The 22,663-nt window shown below is 75.3% G+C and carries 13 protein-coding genes; 8 read left to right on the forward strand and 5 right to left on the reverse strand.

The genetic code is table 11. The features are described 5' to 3' along the window. Positions 1–80: 80 nt before the first annotated feature. From ACQPXD_RS20245 to ACQPXD_RS20265, 5 genes are all read left to right on the forward strand, one after another. Positions 81–779, forward strand: a complete 699-nt coding sequence (locus tag ACQPXD_RS20245) for a succinate dehydrogenase cytochrome b subunit (RefSeq protein WP_432840699.1) — start codon at positions 81–83, stop codon at positions 777–779. Position 780: 1 nt separating this feature from the next. Continuing rightward, entirely contained in the window at positions 781–2,718 is a 1,938-nt protein-coding gene (locus ACQPXD_RS20250) for a fumarate reductase/succinate dehydrogenase flavoprotein subunit (protein WP_432840701.1), read from the forward strand. Then, positions 2,719–3,468 carry a succinate dehydrogenase/fumarate reductase iron-sulfur subunit gene (locus ACQPXD_RS20255; protein WP_432840703.1) on the forward strand — a complete coding sequence of 250 codons (750 nt, stop codon included), beginning with the start codon at positions 2,719–2,721 and terminating at the stop codon, positions 3,466–3,468. It abuts the gene before it with no gap. Positions 3,469–3,479: 11 nt separating this feature from the next. Next, complete coding sequence (gene murD / locus ACQPXD_RS20260) at positions 3,480–4,838, forward strand: UDP-N-acetylmuramoyl-L-alanine--D-glutamate ligase (protein WP_432840705.1); 1,359 nt, start codon at positions 3,480–3,482, stop codon at positions 4,836–4,838. 589 nt (positions 4,839–5,427) lie between these two features. Further along, a complete protein-coding gene (locus tag ACQPXD_RS20265; RefSeq protein WP_432840707.1) occupies positions 5,428–6,672 on the forward strand; it encodes an IS4 family transposase in 1,245 nt (414 codons plus the stop codon). Between the two features lie 312 nt (positions 6,673–6,984). Here the strand turns inward: ACQPXD_RS20265 and ACQPXD_RS20270 are convergent, their stop codons facing one another. From ACQPXD_RS20270 to ACQPXD_RS20290, 5 genes are read right to left on the reverse strand one after another with little or no spacing between them, the layout of a single operon-like run. Next, positions 6,985–9,255 (reverse strand): hypothetical protein, encoded by a 2,271-nt coding sequence (locus ACQPXD_RS20270; RefSeq protein WP_432840709.1) that lies wholly within the window; start codon positions 9,253–9,255, stop codon positions 6,985–6,987. After that, a complete protein-coding gene (locus ACQPXD_RS20275) occupies positions 9,252–13,355 on the reverse strand; it encodes a DUF5682 family protein (RefSeq protein WP_432840711.1) in 4,104 nt (1,367 codons plus the stop codon). Before ACQPXD_RS20275 ends, ACQPXD_RS20270 begins: the two co-directional genes overlap by 4 nt. Next, positions 13,339–14,499, reverse strand: coding sequence for an ATP-binding protein (locus ACQPXD_RS20280; protein WP_432840713.1), 1,161 nt, complete (start codon positions 14,497–14,499; stop codon positions 13,339–13,341). Before ACQPXD_RS20280 ends, ACQPXD_RS20275 begins: the two co-directional genes overlap by 17 nt. Then, positions 14,496–19,304, reverse strand: coding sequence for a hypothetical protein (locus ACQPXD_RS20285; protein WP_432840715.1), 4,809 nt, complete (start codon positions 19,302–19,304; stop codon positions 14,496–14,498). Before ACQPXD_RS20285 ends, ACQPXD_RS20280 begins: the two co-directional genes overlap by 4 nt. Then, positions 19,301–20,176: a DUF4132 domain-containing protein gene (locus tag ACQPXD_RS20290; protein ID WP_432840717.1), complete on the reverse strand. Its 876-nt coding sequence runs from the start codon at positions 20,174–20,176 to the stop codon at positions 19,301–19,303. Before ACQPXD_RS20290 ends, ACQPXD_RS20285 begins: the two co-directional genes overlap by 4 nt. Before the next feature lie 96 nt (positions 20,177–20,272). Here ACQPXD_RS20290 and ACQPXD_RS20295 point away from each other — a divergent pair, with 96 nt between their 5' ends. The 3 genes from ACQPXD_RS20295 (at position 20,273) to ACQPXD_RS20305 (ending at position 22,551) form a co-directional block, all read left to right on the forward strand. Then, positions 20,273–20,551: a DUF2277 domain-containing protein gene (locus tag ACQPXD_RS20295; protein WP_432840719.1), complete on the forward strand. Its 279-nt coding sequence runs from the start codon at positions 20,273–20,275 to the stop codon at positions 20,549–20,551. A gap of 75 nt (positions 20,552–20,626) precedes the next feature. Beyond that, positions 20,627–21,790: an ATP-binding protein gene (locus ACQPXD_RS20300; protein ID WP_432840721.1), complete on the forward strand. Its 1,164-nt coding sequence runs from the start codon at positions 20,627–20,629 to the stop codon at positions 21,788–21,790. Next, a complete protein-coding gene (locus ACQPXD_RS20305; RefSeq protein ID WP_432840723.1) occupies positions 21,775–22,551 on the forward strand; it encodes a response regulator in 777 nt (258 codons plus the stop codon). The genes ACQPXD_RS20300 and ACQPXD_RS20305 overlap by 16 nt, the downstream gene beginning before the upstream one ends. Positions 22,552–22,663: the final 112 nt, after the last annotated feature.

The following is a 22,663-nucleotide window of genomic DNA, read 5'->3' on the forward strand; positions in this document are numbered from 1 at the left end:
GCCTACGGCTATCAGCGGTGCGCACATCATGCATTGGACGAATCGCGAGGCCCCGCCCTAGCGTCGGCCGGGTGGCGGTAATGACGGCAGAACGGACTCATCCCGCGATCCGCAACAAAACGTCTTCGGTAGCCCTGAAGATCCTCATGGCGGTGAGCGGCATGCTGCTGGTGCTGTTCCTGCTCGCGCACATGGCCGGCAACCTGAAGATCTTCGTCGGGGCGACGGCGTTCGACCACTATGGACACTGGCTGCGCGACCTCGGCGCGCCGCTGCTGCCGCGCACCGGGTTCCTCTGGCTCCAGCGCACCGGGCTCACCGTCGCGGTGCTCGCGCACATCTTCGCCGCCGCCGTCCTGGCCCGCCGCGCCCGGCGGGCCCGCCCGGTCCGCTACGCGCACCGGCCCAAGGTGCAGGGCAGCTACGCGGCCCGCACCATGCGCTGGGGCGGCGTGATCATCGTGCTGTTCGTCGTCTTCCACATCCTCGACCTGACCACCGGCACGCTGAACCCGGTCGCCGACAAGCAGCACCCCTACGCCAACGTCGTCGCCGACTTCGCGCCGTCGCGCTGGTACGTGACGCTCTTCTACGCCTTGGCCATCGTGGCCGTCGGCCTCCACCTGCGGCACGGGATCTTCTCCGCGCTGCGTACCCTCGGCCAGCAGTCCCCGCGCGGCGAGCGCGCCGCCCGCGCGGTGGCCCTCGTCCTGTCGCTGGTGGTGGTCGTCGGCTACCTCTCCGTGCCGTTCGCCGTGATCACCGGATTGGTGCAGTGACATGACGTTGTGGATCGAAGGCGACCCCGTCGCGGACGGCGCCGCCCCCGACGGCCCCGTCGAGACCCGCTGGGAGCGGCGGCAGTTCTCGGCCAAGCTGGTGAACCCGGCCAACAAGCGCAAGCTGACCATCATCGTGGTCGGCACCGGCCTGGCCGGCGGCTCCGCGGCCGCGACGCTCGCCGAGGCCGGCTACAAGGTCCGGTCGTACTGCTACCAGGACAGCCCCCGCCGCGCCCACTCGATCGCGGCGCAGGGCGGCATCAACGCCGCCAAGAACTACCGCAACGACGGCGACTCGGTGTACCGCCTCTTCTACGACACGGTGAAGGGCGGGGACTTCCGCGCCCGCGAGTCCAACGTCTACCGCCTCGCCCAGGTGTCGGTGAACATCATCGACCAGTGTGTGGCGCAGGGCGTGCCGTTCGCCCGGGAGTACGGCGGCCTGCTGGACAACCGCTCGTTCGGCGGCACGCAGGTGTCGCGCACCTTCTACGCCCGCGGGCAGACGGGCCAGCAGCTGCTGCTCGGCGCCTACCAGGCCCTCGAACGGCAGATCGCCGCCGGCAACGTGGAGATGAACGCCCGCCACGAGATGCTCGAGCTCATCATCGTGGACGGCCGGGCCCGCGGCATCGTGGTGCGCGACCTCGTCACCGGCGAGATCACATGCGACTTCGCCGACGCCGTGGTGCTCGCCTCGGGCGGCTACGGCAACGTGTTCTTCCTGTCCACCAACGCCAAGGGCTGCAACGTCACCGCGTCGTGGCGGGCGCACCGGCAGGGTGCGCTGTTCGCCAACCCCTGCTACACGCAGATCCACCCGACCTGCATCCCCGAGTCCGGCACGCACCAGAGCAAGCTCACGCTGATGAGCGAGTCGCTGCGCAACGACGGCCGGGTGTGGGTGCCGGCGCGGGCCGGCGACCACCGCGCCCCGGCCGACATCCCCGAGGACGAGCGGGACTACTACCTCGAGCGGATCTATCCGTCGTTCGGCAATCTGGTACCGCGGGACATCGCCTCCCGCGCCGCCAAGAACGTCTGCGACGAGGGCCGCGGCGTCGGCCCCGGCGGCCTGGGCGTCTACCTCGACTTCGCCGACGCGATCGCCCGGCTGGGCCGCCCGGCGGTCGAGGCCAAGTACGGCAACCTGTTCGAGATGTACGAGCGGATCACCGGCGACGACCCGTACGTCACCCCGATGCGCATCTACCCGGCCGTGCACTACACGATGGGCGGCCTGTGGGTCGACTACGACCTGCAGTCGAACATCCCCGGCCTGTTCGTGATCGGCGAGGCCAACTTCTCCGACCACGGCGCCAACCGGCTCGGCGCGTCCGCGCTCATGCAGGGCCTCGCCGACGGGTACTTCGTGCTGCCCAACACCATCAACGACTACCTGGCCGCCGGGCCGTTCGCCGCCGTCTCCCGCGACGATCCCGCGGTCGTGGCGGCGCGGGCGTCGGTCGAGGAGCGCATCGCCAAGCTGCTGGCCGTGAACGGGGACCGGACCGTCGACTCGTTCCACCGCGAGCTCGGGCACATCATGTGGGAGTACTGCGGCATGGAGCGCACCGAGGAGGGCCTGACCAAGGCCATCTCCCTCATCCGGGCGCTGCGCGAGGAGTTCTGGACCCGGGTCAAGGTGCCCGGCACCGGCGAGCGGCTCAACCAGAACCTGGAGCGGGCCGGGCGGGTCGCCGACTTCTTCGAGCTCGCCGAGCTCATGTGCGTCGACGCCCTGCACCGCGCCGAGTCCTGCGGCGGGCACTTCCGGGCCGAGAGCCAGACCCCCGACGGCGAGGCGCTGCGCCACGACGACCGGTTCTCCTACGTCGCGGCCTGGGAGTTCGCCGGTACCGGCGAGCCGCCGGTCCTGCACAAGGAAGCCCTCGAGTTCGAATACGTCCACCCGACCCAGCGGAGCTACAAGTAGATGGACATCAAGCTGCGCGCCTGGCGCCAGGCCGGCCCGTCCGAGCGGGGCCGGATGGTGACCTACGAGGTCAAGGACGTCTCACCCGACGCCTCGTTCCTCGAGATGCTCGACGTGCTCAACGAGCGGCTCATCCTCGCCGGCGACGAGCCGATCGCGTTCGACCACGACTGCCGCGAGGGCATCTGCGGCATGTGCGGCATGATGATCAACGGCGTGGCACACGGCCCGCTCAAGGCCACCACCACCTGCCAGCTGCACATGCGCCACTTCTCCGACGGCGAGACGATCGACGTCGAGCCGTGGCGCTCGGCCGCGTTCCCGGTCGTGCGCGACCTCGTCGTGGACCGCCGCGCCTTCGACTCGATCATCCAGGCCGGCGGCTACATCACCGCCCCCACGGGCGCCGCGCCGGACGCGCACGCCACCCCGGTACCCAAGGCGGACGCGGACGCGGCCTTCGAGGCCGCCACCTGCATCGGCTGCGGCGCGTGCGTGGCCGCCTGCCCGAACGGCTCGGCGATGCTGTTCACCGCCGCGAAGGTCGGCCACCTCGGCCTGCTGCCGCAGGGCCAGCCGGAGCGCGACACGCGGGTGCTGAACATGGTCGCCGCCCACGACGCGGCGGGCTTCGGCGGCTGCACCAACACCGGCGAGTGCACCTCGGTCTGCCCCAAGGGCATCCCGCTCACCCTGATCGGGAGACTGAACAGCGACTACCGGAAGGCGGCGTCCGGGCGCCGCGGATAAAGTACCGACTCATGCATCTGTCGGAGCTGGCCGGGCGGCGGGTCGCCGTCTGGGGCACGGGCCGCGAGGGCGTCGCCGCGATCGAGGCGATCGCCGCCGCCGGCCCGGCCTCCCTGGTCGTCGTGCAGGACAAGACCACCTACCTGGCCACCACGTGGGAGGGCCGGCTGGCCGAGCTCGCCCCGCTCTACGAGGGCGAGGCGATGGGCCCCGCCCTCGACGGCGTCGAGATCCTCGTGCGGTCCCCGGGCGTGGGCGAGTCCAACCCCTGGATTCAGCGCCTGCGTGCTCGCGGAGTCTCCATCACCGGGGGTACCGCCCTGTGGATGGCCGACCACGCCAAGCAGACGATCGGCGTGACCGGCAGCAAGGGCAAGAGCACCACCACCACCCTGATCTCGCACCTGCTCACCGCGACCGGCCGCCCGAACGAGCTCGGCGGCAACATCGGCATCGCGGTGCTCTCGCTGCCCCCGGCCGAGCGCTACGTGCTCGAGCTGTCCATGTACCAGTGCGCCGACCTGCGGGACTCCCCGCGCGTCGCGGTCCTCACGTCCCTCTTCGAGGAGCACCTGGACTGGACCCGCGACGGGCTACCGTCGCAGTACTACGCCCACAAGCTCAACATCGCCGCCCACGGCCCGGAGTCGGTCGTCTACAACGCCACCGACCCGGTCCTCTCGGCGGAGCTGGCCGCCCGCCCCGGCCTGCCCCTCGTGCCCGCCGCCACCGGCAACTCGTTCCACATCGAGGACGGCTGGGTCGTCCGCGCCGGCGAGCGGCTCTTCCCCCGCGACGCTTTTCCGCTCCGGGGTACCCACAATGCCGGCAACCTGTGCGTCGCCCTGGCCGCGCTGGAGGCGGCCGGCGTCGACGTCGCGGGGGAGCGTTCCGTGATCGAGGCCGCCCTGCGCACGTACACCCCGCTGCCGCACCGCCTCACCCCGATCCCCGACCCGTCGGGCGTGGAGTTCGTGAACGACTCGCTCTCGACGGCCCCCCAGACCACGATCTACGCCATCGAGGCCTACGCCGGCCGCCCCTTGGCCGTGATCGTCGGCGGCCAGGACCGCGGCATCGACTACACCCCGCTGCGCGACTACCTGCGGGACAAGGCGGTGGACATCACGCTGATCGCCGTCCCCGACAGCGGCGAACACATCCTCGACGTCGTTGGCGACCTGCCCACCGTCCGCCGCGTGGTCGCCGAGGACCTGCCCGACGCCGTCCTCCGCTCCCGCACGCTGGTCCCGCCCGGCGGCGTCGTCCTGCTGTCGCCGGCCGCCCCGAGCTACGGCCGCTACGACAACTACGAGGCCCGCGCGAAGGCCTTCATCGCCGCCATCGAGGCCACCCGCCCCACCCTTTAGCCCACCTTCGCCCGCTACCACCCTTCGGCGTCGGGGACCGCCGCTGCCGCGCGCCTTCGCCGCGCCGCTGCCCTCACGTTCGGGACCGCCGCTGCCGTTGGGCGTTCGTGACCGTCGCTGCCCTTTGTGTTTGTGACCGTCGCTGCCCTTGCGCTCGGCATCGCCGCTGCTCCTATGGCGCTCGGCTTCGTCGCTGCTCCTATGGCGCTCGGCTTCGTCGCTGCTCCTTGGGGTTCGGGATCGCGGCTCCTCGTCGGCGATCGGCAGCCTTGCTGGCCTTCGGTGTTCGGCAGCGTCGTTGGCCGCGCATGTCCGCCGCCGCCCCGCACTTCGCCCGGCCCGGCAAGGCAACGCCGATCGACCCGACGCGATGCCGCCTGACGCGCCCCGTCCGGATGTCGGCAGCCCTGCCGGGGCCGCCGCACCCATAAGTCTCCGCGATCACGCTGTCTCGGGCGGCGTTCGCCGAGTTTTTCATGATCGTGGAGTGTCTATGTACCCATAGGTCAATGCCACTTAGCTTAAGTTGATCTTTGGGTGGTGGTGTGTTGGTGGTTGGGTTGTGGCGTGGGCGGGTTAGTTTCCGCGGATGGTGCAGCGGTTGGTGCGGGGGTTGTTGACGGACTGGATTTCGTTGGGCGTGCTGGCGTCGTCGGTGCCGCGGGATGTGGTGGATGAGGTGGTGGCGGTGACGGGTCGTGCGGCGCGGCGTTCGGGTGGGAAGTTGCCGCCGCATGTGGTGGTGTATTTCGTGATGGCGTTGGCGTTGTTTGCTGATGAGGACTATGAGGAGGTCGCGGCCCGGTTGGCGGAGACGTTGCTGGAGTGGGGGTGTTGGGATGGTGCGTGGTCGGTGCCGACGTCGGGTGGGTTGACGCAGGCGCGGCAGCGGTTGGGGTCGGCGCCGGTGGTGGAGTTGTTCGATCGGGTGGCGGTGCCGGTGGCGTCGGAGTTGACGCGGGGTGCGTGGCTCGGGCCGTGGCGGTTGATGGCGATTGACGGGTTCGAGTGGGACGCGCCGGACAGCGAGGAGAACGCTGCCCGGTTCGGGTTCGGGTCGGGTGGGGCGGCGTTGTCGAAGGTGCGGGTGGTGACGGTGTCGGAGTGCGGGTCGCATGCGGTGGTCGCCGCGGGGGTGGGGCGGGCGGGTCAGGGTGAGCTGACCGTGGCCCGGGGGTTGCTGACCGGGCTGGGCGGCGGCTGGCTGTTGCTGGCTGACCGGAACTTCTACAGCCTGGCCAATTGGAACGCCGCCCGGCGGGGCGGGACGCAGTTGCTGTGGCGGGTCAAGTCCGGTCTGCTGCTGCCGGTGCTGCGGGAGTTGCCGGACGGGTCGTACCGGTCGGTGCTGATCAACCCGAAGATCCAGAGCCGGTTCCGCCGTCGGGATCTGCAGGCCGCGGCCGCGGCGGGGGCCGGCCTGGACCCGGATGAGGCGGTGGTGGTGCGGGTGGTGGAGTACACCGTCCCTGACCGCGGCTCCAGCGACCGCGAGCCCGGCGCGGAGGTGATCCGGCTGATCACCACGATCGTCGACCCGGCCGCCGCCGCCGCGACGCAACTGGCCGCGGCCTACCACGACCGGTGGGAGCACGAGACCGGTAACGACCAGCTCAAGACCCATCTGCGCGGACCGGGCCGGGTGCTGCGCTCGAAAAGCCCGGACCTGGTCGTCCAGGAGATCTACGGCTACCTGCTGACCCATTACGCGATCAGCGCCCTGATCTGCCACGCCGCGACCGAGGCCGGTATCGACCCCGACCGGGTCAAGTTCCTGCGCACGGTACGGATCGTGCGCCGCCGGATCGACGACCCGGCGGCATTTTCCCCCTGAGCACCAGCCACAACTGCTCGCCAGGGTCCACGCCGACATCACCGACCGCCGGCACCTCAACCCACCACGCCGCCACCGCAGCTACCCCCGCGTGGTCAAACGCGGCCGGCACAACAGCTACCGGGTCAAACGGGCCACCGACATCGGCGTACGCCACGCCGGGCCAGCCACCATCACCCTCACCACAAGATCAACTTAAGCTAAGTGGCATTGACCCATAGGTACCATATGTCTCCGCGATCATGGCAAACCGCCGGTGTCGGGCGATCGCCTGCATGATCGCGGAGACTTTCTGTCGGTGACCGCGGCCGGTCAGCCGGCGCCCAAGTGCGGGTCGCCAGGCAGCCAGGACGCCTCGGCGAAGGCCCGCCCGGCCGCGTCGGCATACGCCGCCGCCCCCAGCCACGCCCGCGCGAACGCCGTACCGTCGTCGTCCGCCAGCCGGCCGAACGCATCCCGCGGCCGATCCGCCGCCGCACTCGCCAGCCGATCGAGCAGCGCCGCCCCGGTCTCCAGCCGGGCCCGCCGCAGCCTTGCCGCGTCGGCTGACCCGCGCCCGCCCGGCATGGTGAGCATCGCCCGGCCGCCGGCCACGGTCCGCTCGACCTGCGTCCGCAGCAGATGCAGCGCCGGATCACTCACCACCGGCCGCCACCCACCCCCGTCGCCGTCACCGTGAACGCCGCTGCCGCCTCCGCCGTCGCCCCCATCGCCGCTGCCGTCGTCACCGCCACCGTTGCTGCCATCGCCGTCGCGGTCGTTGCCGTCACCGTTGCCGTCACCGTCACCGTCACCGTTGCCGTCACCGCCACCGTTGCCGTCGCCGCTGCCGTCGGCTTCGCGGTCGTTGCCGTCGTCCCCGTCGCCGCTGCCGTCACTGCCAGCGTTGCCGTCGCTGCTTCCGCCGTCGTCACCGCCACCGTTGCCTTCGCCAGCGTTGCCTTCGTCACCGTTGCCGTCGGTGCTGTCGCGGGTGCCCTCGGCATCGTTGCCGGCGTTGGGGTCGGTGCCGGGGTCCGGGTCGGCGTTGGGCGGGGTGAGGGGTGCGTCGTCGGGAGCCGCGACGGGTGGGAGGCCGGGCAGGGCGGGGGACTGCGGGAACTGGCTGCCGTGGAGCCGGTCGAAGGCGAGGTCGGCGTGGCCGTCGTACGGCGCGGGCAGGTGCCACCCGCCGGCCTCCGGCGGCGCCACCGCGAGCGGCAGCACGGTGCCCGGCCGCCCCGGGTCCGGCCTGGCGATGAGGAGCAGTTCGAGGCCCGCGGCCCGGCCGAGGACGCGCAGGTTGTCCCGGTAGCCCAGGGCCGGATGCTCCGCCGCGACCCGCAACGTCAGCGGCATGCCCCCGGCCTCCTCGGCGACCACGGCGTCGCCGTCGGTGCCGCGGATCGTCAACCGCAGGAACAGCAGGTCGTCGCCGGCCGGGCGGTCCGTCACCGGCACGGCGAGCGCCGCGAACGCCCGGTGCACCTGGTCCGCGACCGGCTCGGCCCACAGCCCGGCCAGCGGCTCCTCGTGCCAGCTGGCCCCCGACGCGGTGACGGCCCGCACCGCCCGCCCGGCCCCGAGCTGCCGGCTGTCCGATGCCGTGGCCCCGGACACGACCAGCCCGGCCCGCGTCAGCCCTCGATGCGTGAGCGCGGTCTCACCCATGGCGACGGTCGCGTTTCCGGCCCGGGCCGCCCGCCGCGCGTCGCCGGGCATGACGTCGGCGACCATCCACAGCCGCCCCCGCCGGTCGGCCGCATACGTGACCACCCCGGCATGCCCGGTGCCGGCCAGCACCGCGGTCGTGAACAGGCCGTACAGCCGCAGGCTCCCCTCGAGGTGGTACTGCCGCCGCGCACTGCCCAGCAGCCCCTGCCCGAAGGCGCCGGCCTGGCCGGTGTGCAGCCGGTGAGTGACGTCGAGCAGCTCCCGCAGCGCGTCGGCGAGGTCCCCGAGCCGGTAGTGCGCGTCACCGGCCCGCCCCGCCTGCAGCAGCGCGGCCACGATCCGCGCCGCGGCCGCCGGCCGGTACACCCGGCACGCCTGCGCCTCGTGCGCCGCCCGCAGCAGCGCGGCCCGCGCGACCGTGCCCGACCCGGTCACGCCGTCGGCGAGCACCGCGGCGGCCGCCCGCCACAGCTGTTCCACTGCCGCCCGTTGCTGCACCGTCAGCTCGGCCGCGCCCTCCACCGGCCCAACGTCGTCGACCCGCTCGTCGACCGCGCTCTCGGCGCCGCCCCCTGCGGGCGCGCCCGGGCCGTCGTCGCTGGGGGCGGGGGCCGGATCGGCGGGGGCCGGCGCGGAGGCGGGATCCCAGACCGGGGCCAGCGAGAGCACGGCCGCGCGGTGCAGGCAGTTCGGCGCGAGCAGGCAGGTGCACGTCACCGACTCCGCGTCTCGGACCGCATCGGCCGACGCCAACAGGGTCACGGTCGTGGCGTCGTCGATCGTGACGGTGGTCCGGTCGCCGTCGCGCGTCACGGGACGGTCCGCGAGCTTCGCGGCGGTGTCGTCGAGCTTCTTGCGCAGCCGGGCGGGCAGCGCCTCGACGGCCGCGACCAGGACCTGGGCGTCGATCGGGGGCAGGGAAGCGTTCATGGCCGCACCTTCTCCGCGACCCAGCGGGCCAGCTCCAGCGGACTGAGCGCGGCGACCGGCATCCCGGCCGCCACGAGCTGCGAGGCGATCGACACCGAATATCGAGGCCGCCCCGCATCGTCGAGGCTCGCGCACCCGAGCACGGTCACGCCCGACTCGACGAGCGCCCGGGCCTCGGCGAGCAGGCCCCCGACCGGGTACCCCTCCTCGAAGTCGCTGACCAGCACGACGAGTGTCCGCGACGGTACCGTCACCAGACTCCGAGCGTGCCGAAGCCCTTTGGCGATGTGGGTACCGCCGCCGACCCTGACCTCCAGCAGGAGGCTCAGCGGGTCGCTCACCCGGTCGGTGAGGTCGACGACCTCCGTCGAGAACGCCACGAAGTGCGTCGTCAGCGCCGGCACCCCGGCCAGGATCGCTCCGGTCAGCGCCGACCAGATGATCGACGCCTCCATCGAGCCGGAGACGTCCACCACGAGCACCAGCCGCCAGTCGACCCCGCGCCGCGCCCTCGTGCGGAACACCGGCCGCTCCGGGATCACCTGGACCCGCCCGTCCGCGTCGCGGCGCAGGTTCGCCAGGTTGGCCCGCAGCGTGCGCGGCAGGTCCAGCGGCCCGCCCGGCCGGTACGTCGGCCGCGGCGTCGCGATCCCGGCCAGCGCCGGCCGCAGCCGCGTCGCCAGCCGCCGCGTCAGCGCCTCGACGATCCGCGCGACGAGCGGCCGCAACCGCGCCACCGAGCTCTCGGGCAGCCCGCCGGCCAGCGACAACACCGTCTGCAGCAGCTCCACCGACGGGTTGACCGCCTCCGGATCGAGCAGGAGCACCGCGTCGCTGCGCCCGGCCTCCGCCGCCCGCGCCAGCACCTCCTCGCGCACGCCCGGCCCGAACAGCGCGGACAACTCCTCGGCCCATTCCCGAACCCCGGGGAACGGCGCCTCCCGCCCGGCCCGCCCGGCCGCATCGGCGGCGGACCCTTCCCCGTGCCCGGCCCCGTACAGCTCGTCGAGCGCCGTCGCAAACCGCCGCGCCGCTCCGCCCATCTCCAGTTCCTGCCGCCCGAGCACCAGCCGCCACCGATCAACAGCGGAGAGCGTCCGCTCACCGCTATCACGCGGCCCGGCTTCTGCCGGCGAATCGGATATTTCCGAAATGTGGGCGGCAAAGCCGTCCGCGCCGCCCGCAGCCTGCACGGCCACGAGCGGACGCAACGCCCCGACCAGCGACGCACCCCGCGTGCCGTGCGGGGGGTCGCCCGTGCCGTGCGGGGCGTCGCCCGTGCCGTGCGGCGTGGCGCTGCTTGGGGCGGCCTCCGCGCTGGTCGTGCCCTGGGCGCCGGCCGCGGTGAGCGCGGCTTCCGTGCTTTCCGCGCCGCTCGCAGCCGACGCGGACGCGCTCGGCATGGCAGCCACAGCGGCCGCGGCCGCCCCGGCGGCGGTCGCGGTGGGCGTGAGCGGCGAGCCGGCGACGGCCGCGACGGGCGGGGGCAGCGGGCCGGCGGGGGTCGCGACGGGCGGGGGCAGCGGGCCGGCGGGGGTCGCGGTGGGCGGGGGCGGCGTGCTGAAGGTGGTCGCGGTGGGCGGGGGTGGCGGGCCGGGGGTGGTTGCGGTGGGTGGGGGCAGCAGGCCGAGGGCGTCGGCGGCGGCGCGGCCGGCGCGGTCGGCGAGCAAGCGGTGCAGCAGGCCCGACGGGTCGGGGGTGGTCAGGTCCAGGGACTGGGCGTCGCCCAGGCGGTCGCGGACCACCGCGAGCAGGCGGTCGCGAGCGGCCGGGCTGGCGGTCTGGAAGCCGCCGCGCAAGGCCGGCAGGCGGGACAGGAAGGCCGCGTCCGGCAGGGACGACACGCGGTCGAGCAGGCCGTCCAAGGTCTCCGGGGCGGCCTGCAGCAGCGGCTCGGCGGCGGCGAGGAGGCCGCGCAGGTGGCCGAGCAGGCGGCGGCGGGCGGCGTCCGCGGCGGCGGCGTCGACCCACGAGGCGACGCGGGTGCCCAGGGCGGCCGGGGTGTCCAGGCCGAGCAGCACCGCGACGGCGCCCGCCGCGGCGGCCATCGTCGGGGTGCCGGTGGCGGCCAGGTGGTGCAGGGCGGCGGCCAGGCGCAGGCCCACGCCCGCGGCGTCGGCGCGGCGGGCCAGGGCGACCAGGGCGCGGACGTCGGCCAGGTCGTCGGAGCCGGCGAGGCCGTCGATCTGGCGGACCGCCGCCTCCTCCAGCGTCGCGGCGAGGGCCGGCAGGTCGGCCAGGGCGGCGGCGGCCTCGGCGGGCAGGCCGGGGACGTGGCCGTTGCGGAGGCGGTCGAGCAGGGCCAGGGCGGCCATGAGCTCCTCCAGCGTCGCGCTGGAGGGGACCTGGTCGGAAAGCTCGGCCAGGCGCTCGGCGGCCAGGCCGGGCAGTCCGCACTCGGCCGCGGTGGCGAGACCGGAAATGATCAGGGCGGCGGTCGGCTCCTCGGCCCGGCGGCGCTCGCGCAGCGCGCCCTCGGCGGCCTGGGCGAGGGTCACCCCGCGCAGGCCGGCCACGTCGAGCATCGCCTCGGTGCCGGGCGTCCACTCGATGGTCCAGCGGGTGGTGAGGGCGTCAACGCCGCCGGTGCCCTCGACGGTGGCCGGCGCCGCGTAGGGGACGCGGCACACGGCGAGCCGGCGCAGCGCGACGTCGCGGCGGCGGTCGAGGTCGGAGCGCAGCGGGTCGAGGCGCAGGTCCTTGGTCCGCTCGCCAGGGCCGGGCAGGCGCAGCTCGGCCAGCAGGGCCTGAACCGCGGGGCGCAGGCCGGAGCGCGGGGCGCCGGGGGCCAGGGTGCCGCGCACGTCGCCGACGAGGACGGCCTCCATCGCGGCGGCGACGACCCGGCCGCGGCCGAGCACCTCGCCGTCGGCGAGCACGCTCTGCAGCGCCTCGACCACCTCGCCGCGGCCGGGGGCCGGCAGGCCGCGCAGCCGGGCCAGGTCGGCGGCGAGCCGGAACGCCTCGCGCGCCTCGGCCGGTCCGGCCGGGTGGCCGCCGGCCCGCACCCGGGAGCACACCTCGACCACGGCGGACAGCGCCGCCGCCTCGACCGACTCGGGCCGGCCGCCGGCCCCGACGACCGCCTGCTGCCAGCGCGGGTCGCGGATGCCGGCCGGATAGCCGGAGCGGGCGTCGAGCAGGGCGAAGCTATACGGCACGAGCGACGTCACCACGCCCCCGCCCGCCGGCACCGGGCCGCCCGCCGCCGGCCCGGACGAAGCGGACGAATCCGCGGCCGGCGCGGAGAGCGGGGCCGCGGCGTCGCCCCCGCCCGCCGGCGCCGGGCCGCCCGCCGCCGGTCCGGACGAAGCGGACGAATCCGCGGCCGGCGCGGAGAGCGGGGCCGGAGCGTCGCCCCCGCCCGCCGGTGCCGGGCCGCCCGCCGCCGGTCCGGAGGAAGTGGACGGCGTGGAGAGCAGGGCCGCGGCGTGGAAGGAGCCGACGACGGCGGCCACCCGCCGGTCGCCGGCCTCGGCCAGGCAGCGGCGCATCCACGCCTCGCGGCGCAGGTCGAGCCCGTCGATGCCCGGCCCGTCGGCGGCGTCGCGGCGCATCGCCCACCCCACGAGCAGCGCGGCCCGGCGGACCGCCTCGGCCGCGGCGCCGGGCGCCCGCGCCTCTACGACGCGGTCCCACATGTCCTCGCCGCCCCGCCCGGTCGCCGAGCGTTGCAACGCCTCGGCGTAGGACACCGCGGGAGCGGAAGAGACCCCGGCCGCGGAGGCCGGGTGGCGCTCGTGCCAGCTGGGCGCGGCCAGCGGCAGGTCGCACGGCACGACCGGCACGCCGTTGCGGGCTGCCCAGCGCACCGCGACCAGCTCCGGCGAGAAGTCGGCGAACGGGTAGAACGCCGGCGCCGCGTCGGGGCCCGCCACGCCGGCGAGGGCCACCGGCGCCGCGGTGGCCGGATCGGCCAGCCACGGCAGCCAGGACGCGAACTCGGCGGGCAGCTCCAGCAGCAGCACCTCGGGGCCGAAGCCGTCGAGCAGCTCCTCGATGACGACGGACAGCGCGGGGGAGTGGTGGCGGACGCCGATGACATACGGCGCGGTGGAGCCGGCCAGCTCGGCCAGCGCGGCGTCAGGACTGGAGGACATCGCGCAGCTCCCACAGCCGGCGCCACAGGCGCGCACCGTCCTCGGCCCGGCGGCGGACCGCGCCGTCCCAGTAGCCCAGCAGCTTCGCCAGGTCGGCCGGGTCGTCCTTGCAGACCGCGCCCTGCAGGTGGGCGGGGAGCAGGGACAGCACGTCGCGGTCGCCGGGGAAGTAGGCGGCGGCCAGGCCCAGCGAGGTGGCCACCGCGACCGCCTCCGCGGTGCTCATCACCGTGGAGGGGCGCTCCACCTCCCAGCCCTCGACCGAGCGGCCGGCCCGCAGGTCGCGGAACGCCGTGACGAGCGCCTCGAGGACCGCCTCGTCGACCGCGAACGGCGTGCGCACCCGCTCCAGCGCGGCGCGGGCCTGCCGGGCGACGAGCGCGGTCTCGGCGGCGAGGTCGGGGATCGGGCCGACGGTCTCGAAGTTGAACCGGCGCTTGAGCGCCGCGGACATCTCCGACACGCCGCGGTCGCGCAGGTTGGCGGTGGCGATGAGGGTGAAGCCGGGCGCGGCGTGGACGGTGGCGCCGTCGGTGCCGGCCAGCTCCGGCACCGCGATGCGCCGGTCGGACAGGATCGACACCATCGCGTCCTGCACCTCGGGCAGGCAGCGGGTGATCTCCTCGATCCGGGCCACCCCACCGGCCCGCATCGCGGTCAGCACCGGGGAGGGCACGAGCGCCTCCGGGCTGGGGCCGTGGGCGAGCAGCAGCGCGTAGTTCCAGCCGTAGCGCAGCTGGTCCTCGGTGGTGCCCGCGGTGCCCTGCACGACCAGCTCGCTGGTGCCGCACACGGCGGCGGCGAGCAGCTCGGACAGCATCGACTTGGCCGTGCCGGGCTCGCCGACGAGCAGCAGCCCGCGCTCGCCGGCGAGGGTGACGACGCAGCGCTCGACCAGGGCCCGGTCGCCGACGAACTTGCGCGGGATCTCCAGCTTGGCCGGCACCCCGGCCGGCCTCGAGCCCTTGGGCAGGGTCAGCGGCTGGCCGTCGCTGCCGACGATGAAGGTGACCACGGCCCGGGGCGTGAGCCGCCAGCCGGGCGGCCGGGCGCCGTCGTCGTAGGCGGCCAGGAACTCGAGCTCCGCCGCGTGGGCGTGCTCGGCGGGGTCGACCTGCCGGGGGCTGGTCACGGTGGCGGTCATCGGCGGCCTCTCGTGGTGAGTTCCTCGAAGCGGGGGTGGTCGCCGTCGACCACCCGGGCCCAGGCGAGGTGGAACAGCTTCGGCGCGGGGGCGAGCGGCACCAGGGCACCGAGCCGGGTGCCCTGGTCGGTCGCGCCGATGAGCAGCGGCAGCTTCCAGCGCTCCAGCGGCGGCAGTGGCGCCCGCCAGGCCAGCCACCCGCCGGGCAGGAAGAGCGACCGGCCGGCGCGGGGTCGCTTGGCCTCCACGACCAGCTCGCCGCTGGCGAGCTCGGCGCGGGCGGCCTTGAGCCGGGCCGGCTTCCACCCGGTCCAGGCCGCGACGTTGCGGTCGGTGGGGTCGGGTAGCGCGAGCAGCTGCAGGTAGAGCGTGGCCGCGTCGGCGCCGATGCCGTGCCGCCGGGCGACCTGCTCGACGAGCTCCGGCGCGCTGCGCGACGGGTCGTGCGGCGCCTCGGGCGGCGCCTCCAGCCAGGCGTCGAGGTCGCTGCCGGCGACGGCGCGCAGCGCGACGAGCGCCGCGCTCGTGCCGCCGACCGCGGCGAGCAGCGCGTCGGCGCGCGGGTCGGCGAGGCCGTCGAGCCGGGCCGGGCGCAGCCGGACCTGCCGCCAGTAGCCGGTCGCGCCGGCCGCGAACAGGCCGGCGTCGAGGGCCGTCTCGCTCCGCTGGATCGTCAGGCCCAGTGCGGCGGCGGCCTTCTCCACGCCGGCCTCGTCGGAGCCGCCGACGGCCACCTCGAACGCCGGGTCGGTGGCCCGCCGCCGCATCAGCTCGAGCGCCCGGGCGAGGCCGGCGCGGATCGGGTCGCCGGCCGGCAGGTGGCGGCCCAGCCACGGCACGCCGCGGGCGAGGCTGATCAGCAGATGGCCGCCTTCGACCGGCCTGGCGTCGCCGAGCAGCCAGCGGCAGGTGTCCGCGTTGGCGACACCGTGCAGGAACTCGGAGGCGCTCAGGCCCTCGGCGATGCCGGCCCGGTGGCACTCGACGATGAGCTCGTCGCTCACCGGGGTGCGGGCGCCGACCGTCGCGGCCCGCCACGCCGCGAACCGGGCCGTGTCGGGCCCGCCGGTCCACAGCCCGGCCGGCTCGGCCGGGAGGAGCACGGCGGCCCACGCGGCCATCGCGCCGCGGTCCCGGCGCCACAGGTGCTCGTGTGCGATCTCGATCGCGGTGTCGGTGACGTCGTCGCCGGCCGGCCGCCAGTCGTCGGGCCGGCGCTCCGTCCACTGCTGGTGGGAGTTGGTGCCGGCCAGCAGCACGGTGGCCTCGGCCAGGCTGATGCCCCCGGCGGCCGACAGCGCGCGCACCGTCTCGGGCCGCAGCAGGGAGGCCGGGCCGTCGTGGGCGCGCCCGGCGGCGGCGAACCGGGCCAGCGCGCCGGCCTCGAGGCCGCGCCGGTCGAACGGCCGGTCCACGGTGATCGTGTGGCCGGGGACCGGGCCGAACCGGCCGTCGGCGGCATGCTCGATCGCGGTCACCCCGCCCTGGTCCGGGTCGACCTGGAACGGCACCAGGATTCGGCCCTCGCCGGTGACGACCGGCAGCCCGGGCGTCAGCTCGGCGCGCCCGGTGTCGGAGGTGAGGACGAGCCGGCGGGTGCGCCCGTCGCCGTCGGCGAGCCCGGAGGCGGCGATGACCTCCAGCGCGTCGAGGAGGGCGGCGCGGTGGTCGGCCGGGGTGGCCGGGGCGGCCGCGCGCATCACGATCGCGGGCAGGGCGCCGAGCGCGTCATACCAGTCGAGGTCGGCGTTGGTGATCCACGGCGCCAGCGGCGTGCGCGGCTCGCGGCCGGTGAGCACGGCCCCGACGTCGGTGAACACCTTCACCCACTCGCGGCCGTGGTCGTAGCAGCCGGGCATCAGCATGGACAGCGCCTTGCCGAGCAGCTCGTCGCCGGGCAGGTGGGCGTCGGCGGTGTCCGCCCCGGTGCCGGCCCCGGCCCCGGCGCCGGCGGCGATCGACTCGGTGGCGCCGGTGAGCCGGGCCAGGCGCAGCGCCGCGCGGGTGGCGTGCTTGACCACGCCGGCGACGCCGGCGACCAGCGCCGGGTCGCTCAGCCGCGGCACCTCCGCGCGGACCGCGGCCCGGACCGCCTCGTTGTCGAAGTCGGCCCGGTCGGCCTCGGGGCCGGCGATCGCGGACACCGCGGCGAGCAGCCGCGCGGCCGCGTCGTCGCCGAGCGCGCGCAGGGCCCGGGAGCCGGCCTCGTCGCGCGGGCGCAGCTGGTGCCAGAACGCCGCCGGCGGCACCAGCGCGGTGCCCTCGGCGAACGGGTTGTCGTCGCCGGCGAGGTGGACGGTGGCCAGGCGCAGCCCGTCGGCGGTGCACAGGTGGAGCATGACCTGGCGCCAGCCGTGCTCGGCGATCAGGCCGTGCAGGGTGTCGGAGCCGGGGAAGCGGATCGCGCCGGCGAGCAGGCCCTCGGCGTTGCGGCGCAGCGTGTCGGGCAGGGCGAGGGTGAACGAGCGGCCGTCGACCGACTCGCCGGCCTGCCCGCCGGGAACGGTGCGCACCCGCCAGCCGACCAGGCCGTCGCGGTGGCCGAGCGGGCTCTGCGCCATCCGCGGCGAGGCGGGCCGCAGCCGGCAGGAGGCCAGCTGCAGCGGCTGCCCGTCGACGGCGCCCTCCTCGAAGAACGCCGGCACCGAGCGGCGGCCTCGCGCGCCGGTCGCCGGGTCGAACTCGTGCCAGAACCGGTTGTAGTCGGCGTCCTGCACCTGCACCCAGTAGTGCCGGCCGTCGCTGATCACCTCGCCGGCTTCCTTGGCACCGCGGTCGCCGGCGTGCAGCGGGCGGCCGCCGGCGGTGCGCCCGCCGTCGGGCAGGGCCAGCGACCCCTGGCCGGCCTCGTCGATGAGGTCCTCGCCGGTGGTGAACACGTCGTCGGGGGTGCCGCTCCAGTAGGCGGCCCGCTCGTCGCCGCGGTTCCAGGACACGAGCAGCTGGCCGTCGGCGTAGCGCACGGCGGTGTGCCAGGACTGGCGCAGCTCCTCCGGCGGGATGCGCAGGGTGTGCTCCAGCTCGACCCGCTCGTCGCCGACGACCGCGACCCGGTCGCCGCGGCGCAGCATCAGCGCCGGCCACTGCGCCTGCAGCTGCAGGTGCTCGCCGGACCGGCGGGCGTCGCCGTGGACGGCGGCGAGCCCGGCCTCCAGCGCCGGCCAGCCGAACTCGTCGACGACCCCGCCGCGCAGCGTGCGGCCCAGCAGCGGGCCGAGGTCGAAGGCGGTGATCCGGGCGATCGCCGCCGGGTTGACCGCCAGGCCGGCCGGGCAGGCGACCAGGGTGAGCCGGTCGAGCTCCTCGCCGACGTTGGTCAGGCCCAGCCCGGCGACGTGCTCGGCGAGCCGATCGAGCCACCAGTGCAGCGCGGCGCGCAGCCCCGGCACGGCCACGACCCGCTCGACCCGGTCGGGGGCCACGGCCGCCTGGGCGGCCCGATACCACGTCTTCAGATACTGCTCGACGCTGCCGGCGATGAGCGGCACCAGCCCCTCGTGGGCGGCGACCAGGGCCAGGTCGCGGCGGCCCTCGCCCTCGTCGGTGATCCAGTTGGCCACCTCGACCCGCACGTCCTCGCTGACCTCGGCGAGCGGGATGCCCAGCGCGAGGGCGTGGTCGACCAGGTCGAGGTCGCAGGGGCGATACGGGGGGCAGAGCTCGGCGGCCACCCCGTCGGCCCGCAGCCGCGGCGCCATCCGCTCGACCAGCGCGTAGAACCGGGCGCTGCGGGAGACCCGCCACCTCCGGCCCCGGCTGCGGTCGGCCCGGGCCAGCCACCCGGCCGGGCCGTCGGCCGGCTCCGCGGCCGGATCGACGGCGCCGGCCGGCTCGGTGAGCGCGGCGGTCGCGCCGCACTCGTCGAGCATGTCGAGCCACGTCTCGAACGGGCAGTCCGCCGGGAACATGCCCAGCAGCTGCCCGCGCACCCGCGGGTCGCGCCCGGCCAGGCGGGCCAGGGCCGGCCGGTAGGCCTTCCAGAAGCCGCCCGGCGCCCGCAGGATGGACGGGGCCGCGAGCAGCTCGCCCAGCAGCGCCTCCTCCTCGTCGATGCCGAGCCCGGCCGCCTTGGCCAGCCGCCCCAGGTCGACGTGCATCTGCGCATACGGCGGCAGCCCGCCCAGCGTGCGCTCCACGCACAGCCGGCGGAACCGCTCGTAGGCGACCGCGGGCGGGCAGCGGCCGGCCAGGTCGCGGGCGTGCGCGGCGAGCGCCTTCGCGGTCAGCGCGCCGGCGAGGGCGAACTCGAGGAACACCGTATGCTGGCGCTCCTCGTCGATCTCCAGCGCGTAGAGCCGCTCCGCCTCGCGGGCCCGGCCGAACATGCTCGCCGCATAGGTCGGGCTCTCGGCGGCCAGGAACGCCCGCCCGGCCTCCTCGTAGAACGTCGGCAGGAAGTGCGGCACCGCCCGGGCCAGCCGGTCGCCGAGCTCGGTGAAGCCGTCACGGGCCGGGCCGATGCGCGACTTGGCCTGCCGCACCAGCCGCTCGACGTCCTTGACCAGGGCCAGGGCGTGGTGGCCGTTGGCCGGGTCGTGCACCAGCGCCCAGGCCGGGAAGCCCAGCGCCTGCTGGCGCACCACGCCGATCTCGGCGACCGTCTCCGGCGCGGCGAAGCCGAGGAACTCCATGGTGAGGTCCTCGGCCGCGCCGAGCGTGCCCGGGACCAGCCGGACCACCCGGCGCTCGCCGAGCACCGGGTGCGTGTAGGCCCGGGTGGTCAAGGTGTCGACGGTGTCCTTGACCGCATCCGTGCCGACCGGCAGCACGGCACCCTCGTCGAGCAACGCCTCGATCTCGTTCATGCCGCCTCCTCCGTGCTCTGCTCGACGACCCGGCCCGCGTAGAGCGCCGCGGCCATGCGCATCCCCTCCGACCAGGCGATCGGCCCCACCTCGGCGAGCGGGATCGACCGGCCGTCGGGCCGGACGAACACCAGGTCGCCGGTCTCGGCCTCGACGAACGGATCGTCGGCGCCGAGCCAGCTGCGCGCCTCCAGGCCGGCGCCGTCCTCGAAGACCCGGCAGACCGCGTAGCCGCCGCGCACCGGATAGCCCAGCGACCCGGCCCGGGCCAGCAGGTGGCGCAGCTCCTTGAACGTGCCGCCGGCGTAGTCGCGCACGGCCGTCGCGCCCGGCTCCAGGTCGGCCGGGCGGGTCCAGGTCTGGCGGAACAGCTGGTCGACGGACTGCCGCACGCCCAGGTCGGCGGCGAACTCGCGCAGGTCGGCGAGGTCGGGCAGGCGGACCGGGTGCGGCACGGCGACCCGCTGGGCGCTCAGCCGGACGGTCTCGCCGTCGAGGTTGACGATGCCGATGCCCTCGGCGGTCGCGTCGCGCAGGAAGCCGGCCTCGTCGGGGTCGAACCCGCCGTCGTCGTCGAGGACCACGACGACGAGGTCGGTCAGCGCCGCCCGCCACGCCTCGTCGGCCCACACCCGGGCCAGCAGGGCGGCCGGCACCGGCAGCGAGCGGATCATCCAGCGGTCGACGTGCTCGAGGATCTCGGCGTCGTGGCGGGCCAGCCACTCGGTGAGCTGCCGCAGCCCGATCACGGCCGGGTCCTCGCGCAGCGCCGGGGGCAGCGACTTGAGGATCTTGCCCTTGGGATTACGGCACGCTATTCGCCCGTCCTCCAGAGTGACCTCGTAGCCACCGCCAGCCGCCAGCCATGCCATGCGATCCGCCTCCCGCCGCGTCGCGCTCCATCGAACACCCCGGGACATTAGCGAGGGGGTGCGACATTTTTTCGCGGGCCTGGCATCGTTGGGCGTATGTGCAGGAACATCCGGGTGCTGAACAACTTCGAGCCGCCGGCGACGCAGGACGAGATCGAGGCGGCCGCGCTGCAGTACGTGCGGAAGGTCGCCGGCATGACCCGCCCGGCCGCGGTCAACCAGGAGGCGTTCGACGCCGCCGTGCGGGCCGTGACCGAGGCGACCAGGGTCCTGCTGGACGAGCTGGTGACCCGCACGCCGCCGCGGGACCGCGAGGTGGAGGCCGCCCGCGCGAGGGCCAGGGCGGCGGAGCGTTACGGCCCGCGCACCGGCTGACACGACCGGACGCGGAATGGCATCGGCCGACGCGCGGATGCCCGCGCGGGCCCGGCTGGGGCACGATGCATATCGATGACGCTGATTCGGCGGGCCGTCGCCGCGCTGGACTGGTCGCGCATTCCGGCCGAGTCCGACGCGGAGATCGTGCGCGCCAACGAGCAGCGCCTGGCCCGCATGGTCGCCTACATCCGGGTCGCGACGGTGCCGTTTCTGGCCGTACCCCTCGTGCAATGGCCATCGCTGCCGCGGCCCTGGATCGTGGTGGCCGTGCTGCTGGCCGCGGCCGCCGAGGCCGGGTGGTTCGCGCGCCGGGTGCGCCGCACCGCCGACCTGCGCGGCGACCAGCTGCTCGCCTTCGCCGACGCCGCGTTCTGCGCGCTGCTCATGGTCGCCGGCTCCCGGGCCGGGCTGCCCGAGCAGCGCAGCGTGGTGCTCACCGAGCTGGTGCCGGTGAGCCTCGTGAGCCCGGTGGCGCTGGCGTTCGCGGTCGGCCTGCGCCCGCGCGCGTGCGCCGCCGTGCTGGCGCTGTCCGCCACGTGGAGCGCCGCGGTGTGGCCGGCCGTCACGCAGAAGCTCGGCTCCGACCTTCTCGGGTTTCTGGTGTGGTACCTCGCGGGCCTGGCCGTCGCCACGCTCCTGCGCGGCATGGCGGCGCAGACCGCGGCGGCGGTGGCGCACGCGCGGCGGCTGGACCAGGCCCTGCACCGGGAGCGGTTCCGCCGCTCGCTGCACGACCGCGTCCTGCCCATCTTCGACGGCATCGCCCTGGACCAGCGGGTCCGCCGGGATACCCGCCGCGCCGCCCGCCGGGGCGCGATCCAGGCCCGCGCGCTGCTGCACCCGGGCGGCGAGGCGGGCGGGTTCGAGGCGCGCCTCTACGAGCTGGCCGACACCTTCGCCGACCTCGGCCTGCTGCTGTCGCCGAGGGTGTACATCCACGCCGAGCCGCCCCCGCCGGTCGCCGCCGCGCTGCTGTCCGCCGCCCACGAGGCCCTGGCCAACGCGCTCAAATATGCCGGCGCCGACGCCGAGGTGGTCCTGTTCGCCGAGGCCGACGCCGGCTGCGTCGAGATCTCCGTGCGCGACAGCGGCCCCGGCTTCGACGCCGCCACCACGCCGCGCGGCCACGGCTACACCGAGTCGCTGCCGGCCGTCACCGCGGTCGGCGCCGCCTGGGCCGTGACGTCCGCGCCGGGCCAGGGCACCAAGGTGGTCCTGCGGTGGTCGTCCCCGTAGTCGTCGTCGACGACCACCGCCTGGTCGCCGGCCCGCTCGTCACCGTGCTCACCCCGCTGCTCGCGCCGCACGGCTTCGCGGTGCGCCCCCTCGCGACCACCGTCGCCGCCGCGGTCGCCGTCGCGCCGGCCGGCATCGCCGTGTGCGACGTGATCCTCGGCGCCGGCGCCTCCGGCGCGCAGGCGGTCCGGATCCTCGTCGAGCACGGCTGGCGGGTGCTGCTCATGTCCGGCTACGCCCCGGAGGAGCAGGTCCTCGACGCGATCGCGGCCGGCGCCGCCGGCTACGTGGAGAAGTCGGAGGACCCGGCCGTGCTGGTCGCCGCCGTGCGGGCGGTCGGCGCCGACGGGTGGTACCTGTCCCCGGCGCTGGCCGCGATGCTCTACGCCGACCTGCGCCGCCGCCCCCTGCTCGCCGACCTCGCCGATCGCGACCGGCGGGTGCTGCGCGCGTTCGTGCAGGGCGGCGGGCCGGGCACGGCGGAGGCGCGCGCGGCGGTGCGGCGGATCTTCGCCGCCGCGGGCGAGCGCCGCCGCCAGCACCAGCTCACCCCGCGCGAGCTGGAGGTGGTGCGGCTGGTCGGCTGCGAGCACCTGTCCACCGCCGAGGTGGCCCGCCGCCTGTACGTCTCGATCGACACCGCGAACACGCACCTGCGCTCGATCCGCCGGAAGTACCACCTCGTCCACCCCGAGGCCCCCTCGACCCTCCCGCAGCGGACCGCCGCACAGCTCTGGGCCCGCGAACTCAACCTGTGTTGAAAACGTTTCACCAGTCCTGGGGAGTGCGGCCGAAGTGCCCAAGCCGGGAGAATCAGTACAACCGTGCGGTGGCCACGCGGGGGGTGTGACCACCGCACGGCCGTATTGTGTG

The organism is Dactylosporangium sp. CA-092794, from assembly GCF_050948465.1.
Taxonomy (GTDB): domain Bacteria; phylum Actinomycetota; class Actinomycetes; order Mycobacteriales; family Micromonosporaceae; genus Dactylosporangium.

What these genes read in the sequence shown, in the direction of transcription:
- ACQPXD_RS20275 (WP_432840711.1), bottom strand. Translation starts at nt 13,355, where the DNA reads ATGTCCTCCAGTCCTGACGCCGCGCTGGCCGAGCTGGCCGGCTCCACC.
- ACQPXD_RS20255 (WP_432840703.1), top strand. Translation starts at nt 2,719, where the DNA reads ATGGACATCAAGCTGCGCGCCTGGCGCCAGGCCGGCCCGTCCGAGCGG.
- ACQPXD_RS20250 (WP_432840701.1), top strand. Translation starts at nt 781, where the DNA reads ATGACGTTGTGGATCGAAGGCGACCCCGTCGCGGACGGCGCCGCCCCC.
- ACQPXD_RS20280 (WP_432840713.1), bottom strand. Translation starts at nt 14,499, where the DNA reads ATGACCGCCACCGTGACCAGCCCCCGGCAGGTCGACCCCGCCGAGCAC.
- ACQPXD_RS20300 (WP_432840721.1), top strand. Translation starts at nt 20,627, where the DNA reads ATGACGCTGATTCGGCGGGCCGTCGCCGCGCTGGACTGGTCGCGCATT.
- murD (WP_432840705.1), top strand. Translation starts at nt 3,480, where the DNA reads ATGCATCTGTCGGAGCTGGCCGGGCGGCGGGTCGCCGTCTGGGGCACG.
- ACQPXD_RS20270 (WP_432840709.1), bottom strand. Translation starts at nt 9,255, where the DNA reads ATGAACGCTTCCCTGCCCCCGATCGACGCCCAGGTCCTGGTCGCGGCC.
- ACQPXD_RS20245 (WP_432840699.1), top strand. Translation starts at nt 81, where the DNA reads ATGACGGCAGAACGGACTCATCCCGCGATCCGCAACAAAACGTCTTCG.
- ACQPXD_RS20295 (WP_432840719.1), top strand. Translation starts at nt 20,273, where the DNA reads ATGTGCAGGAACATCCGGGTGCTGAACAACTTCGAGCCGCCGGCGACG.
- ACQPXD_RS20290 (WP_432840717.1), bottom strand. Translation starts at nt 20,176, where the DNA reads ATGGCATGGCTGGCGGCTGGCGGTGGCTACGAGGTCACTCTGGAGGAC.
- ACQPXD_RS20265 (WP_432840707.1), top strand. Translation starts at nt 5,428, where the DNA reads ATGGTGCAGCGGTTGGTGCGGGGGTTGTTGACGGACTGGATTTCGTTG.
- ACQPXD_RS20285 (WP_432840715.1), bottom strand. Translation starts at nt 19,304, where the DNA reads ATGAACGAGATCGAGGCGTTGCTCGACGAGGGTGCCGTGCTGCCGGTC.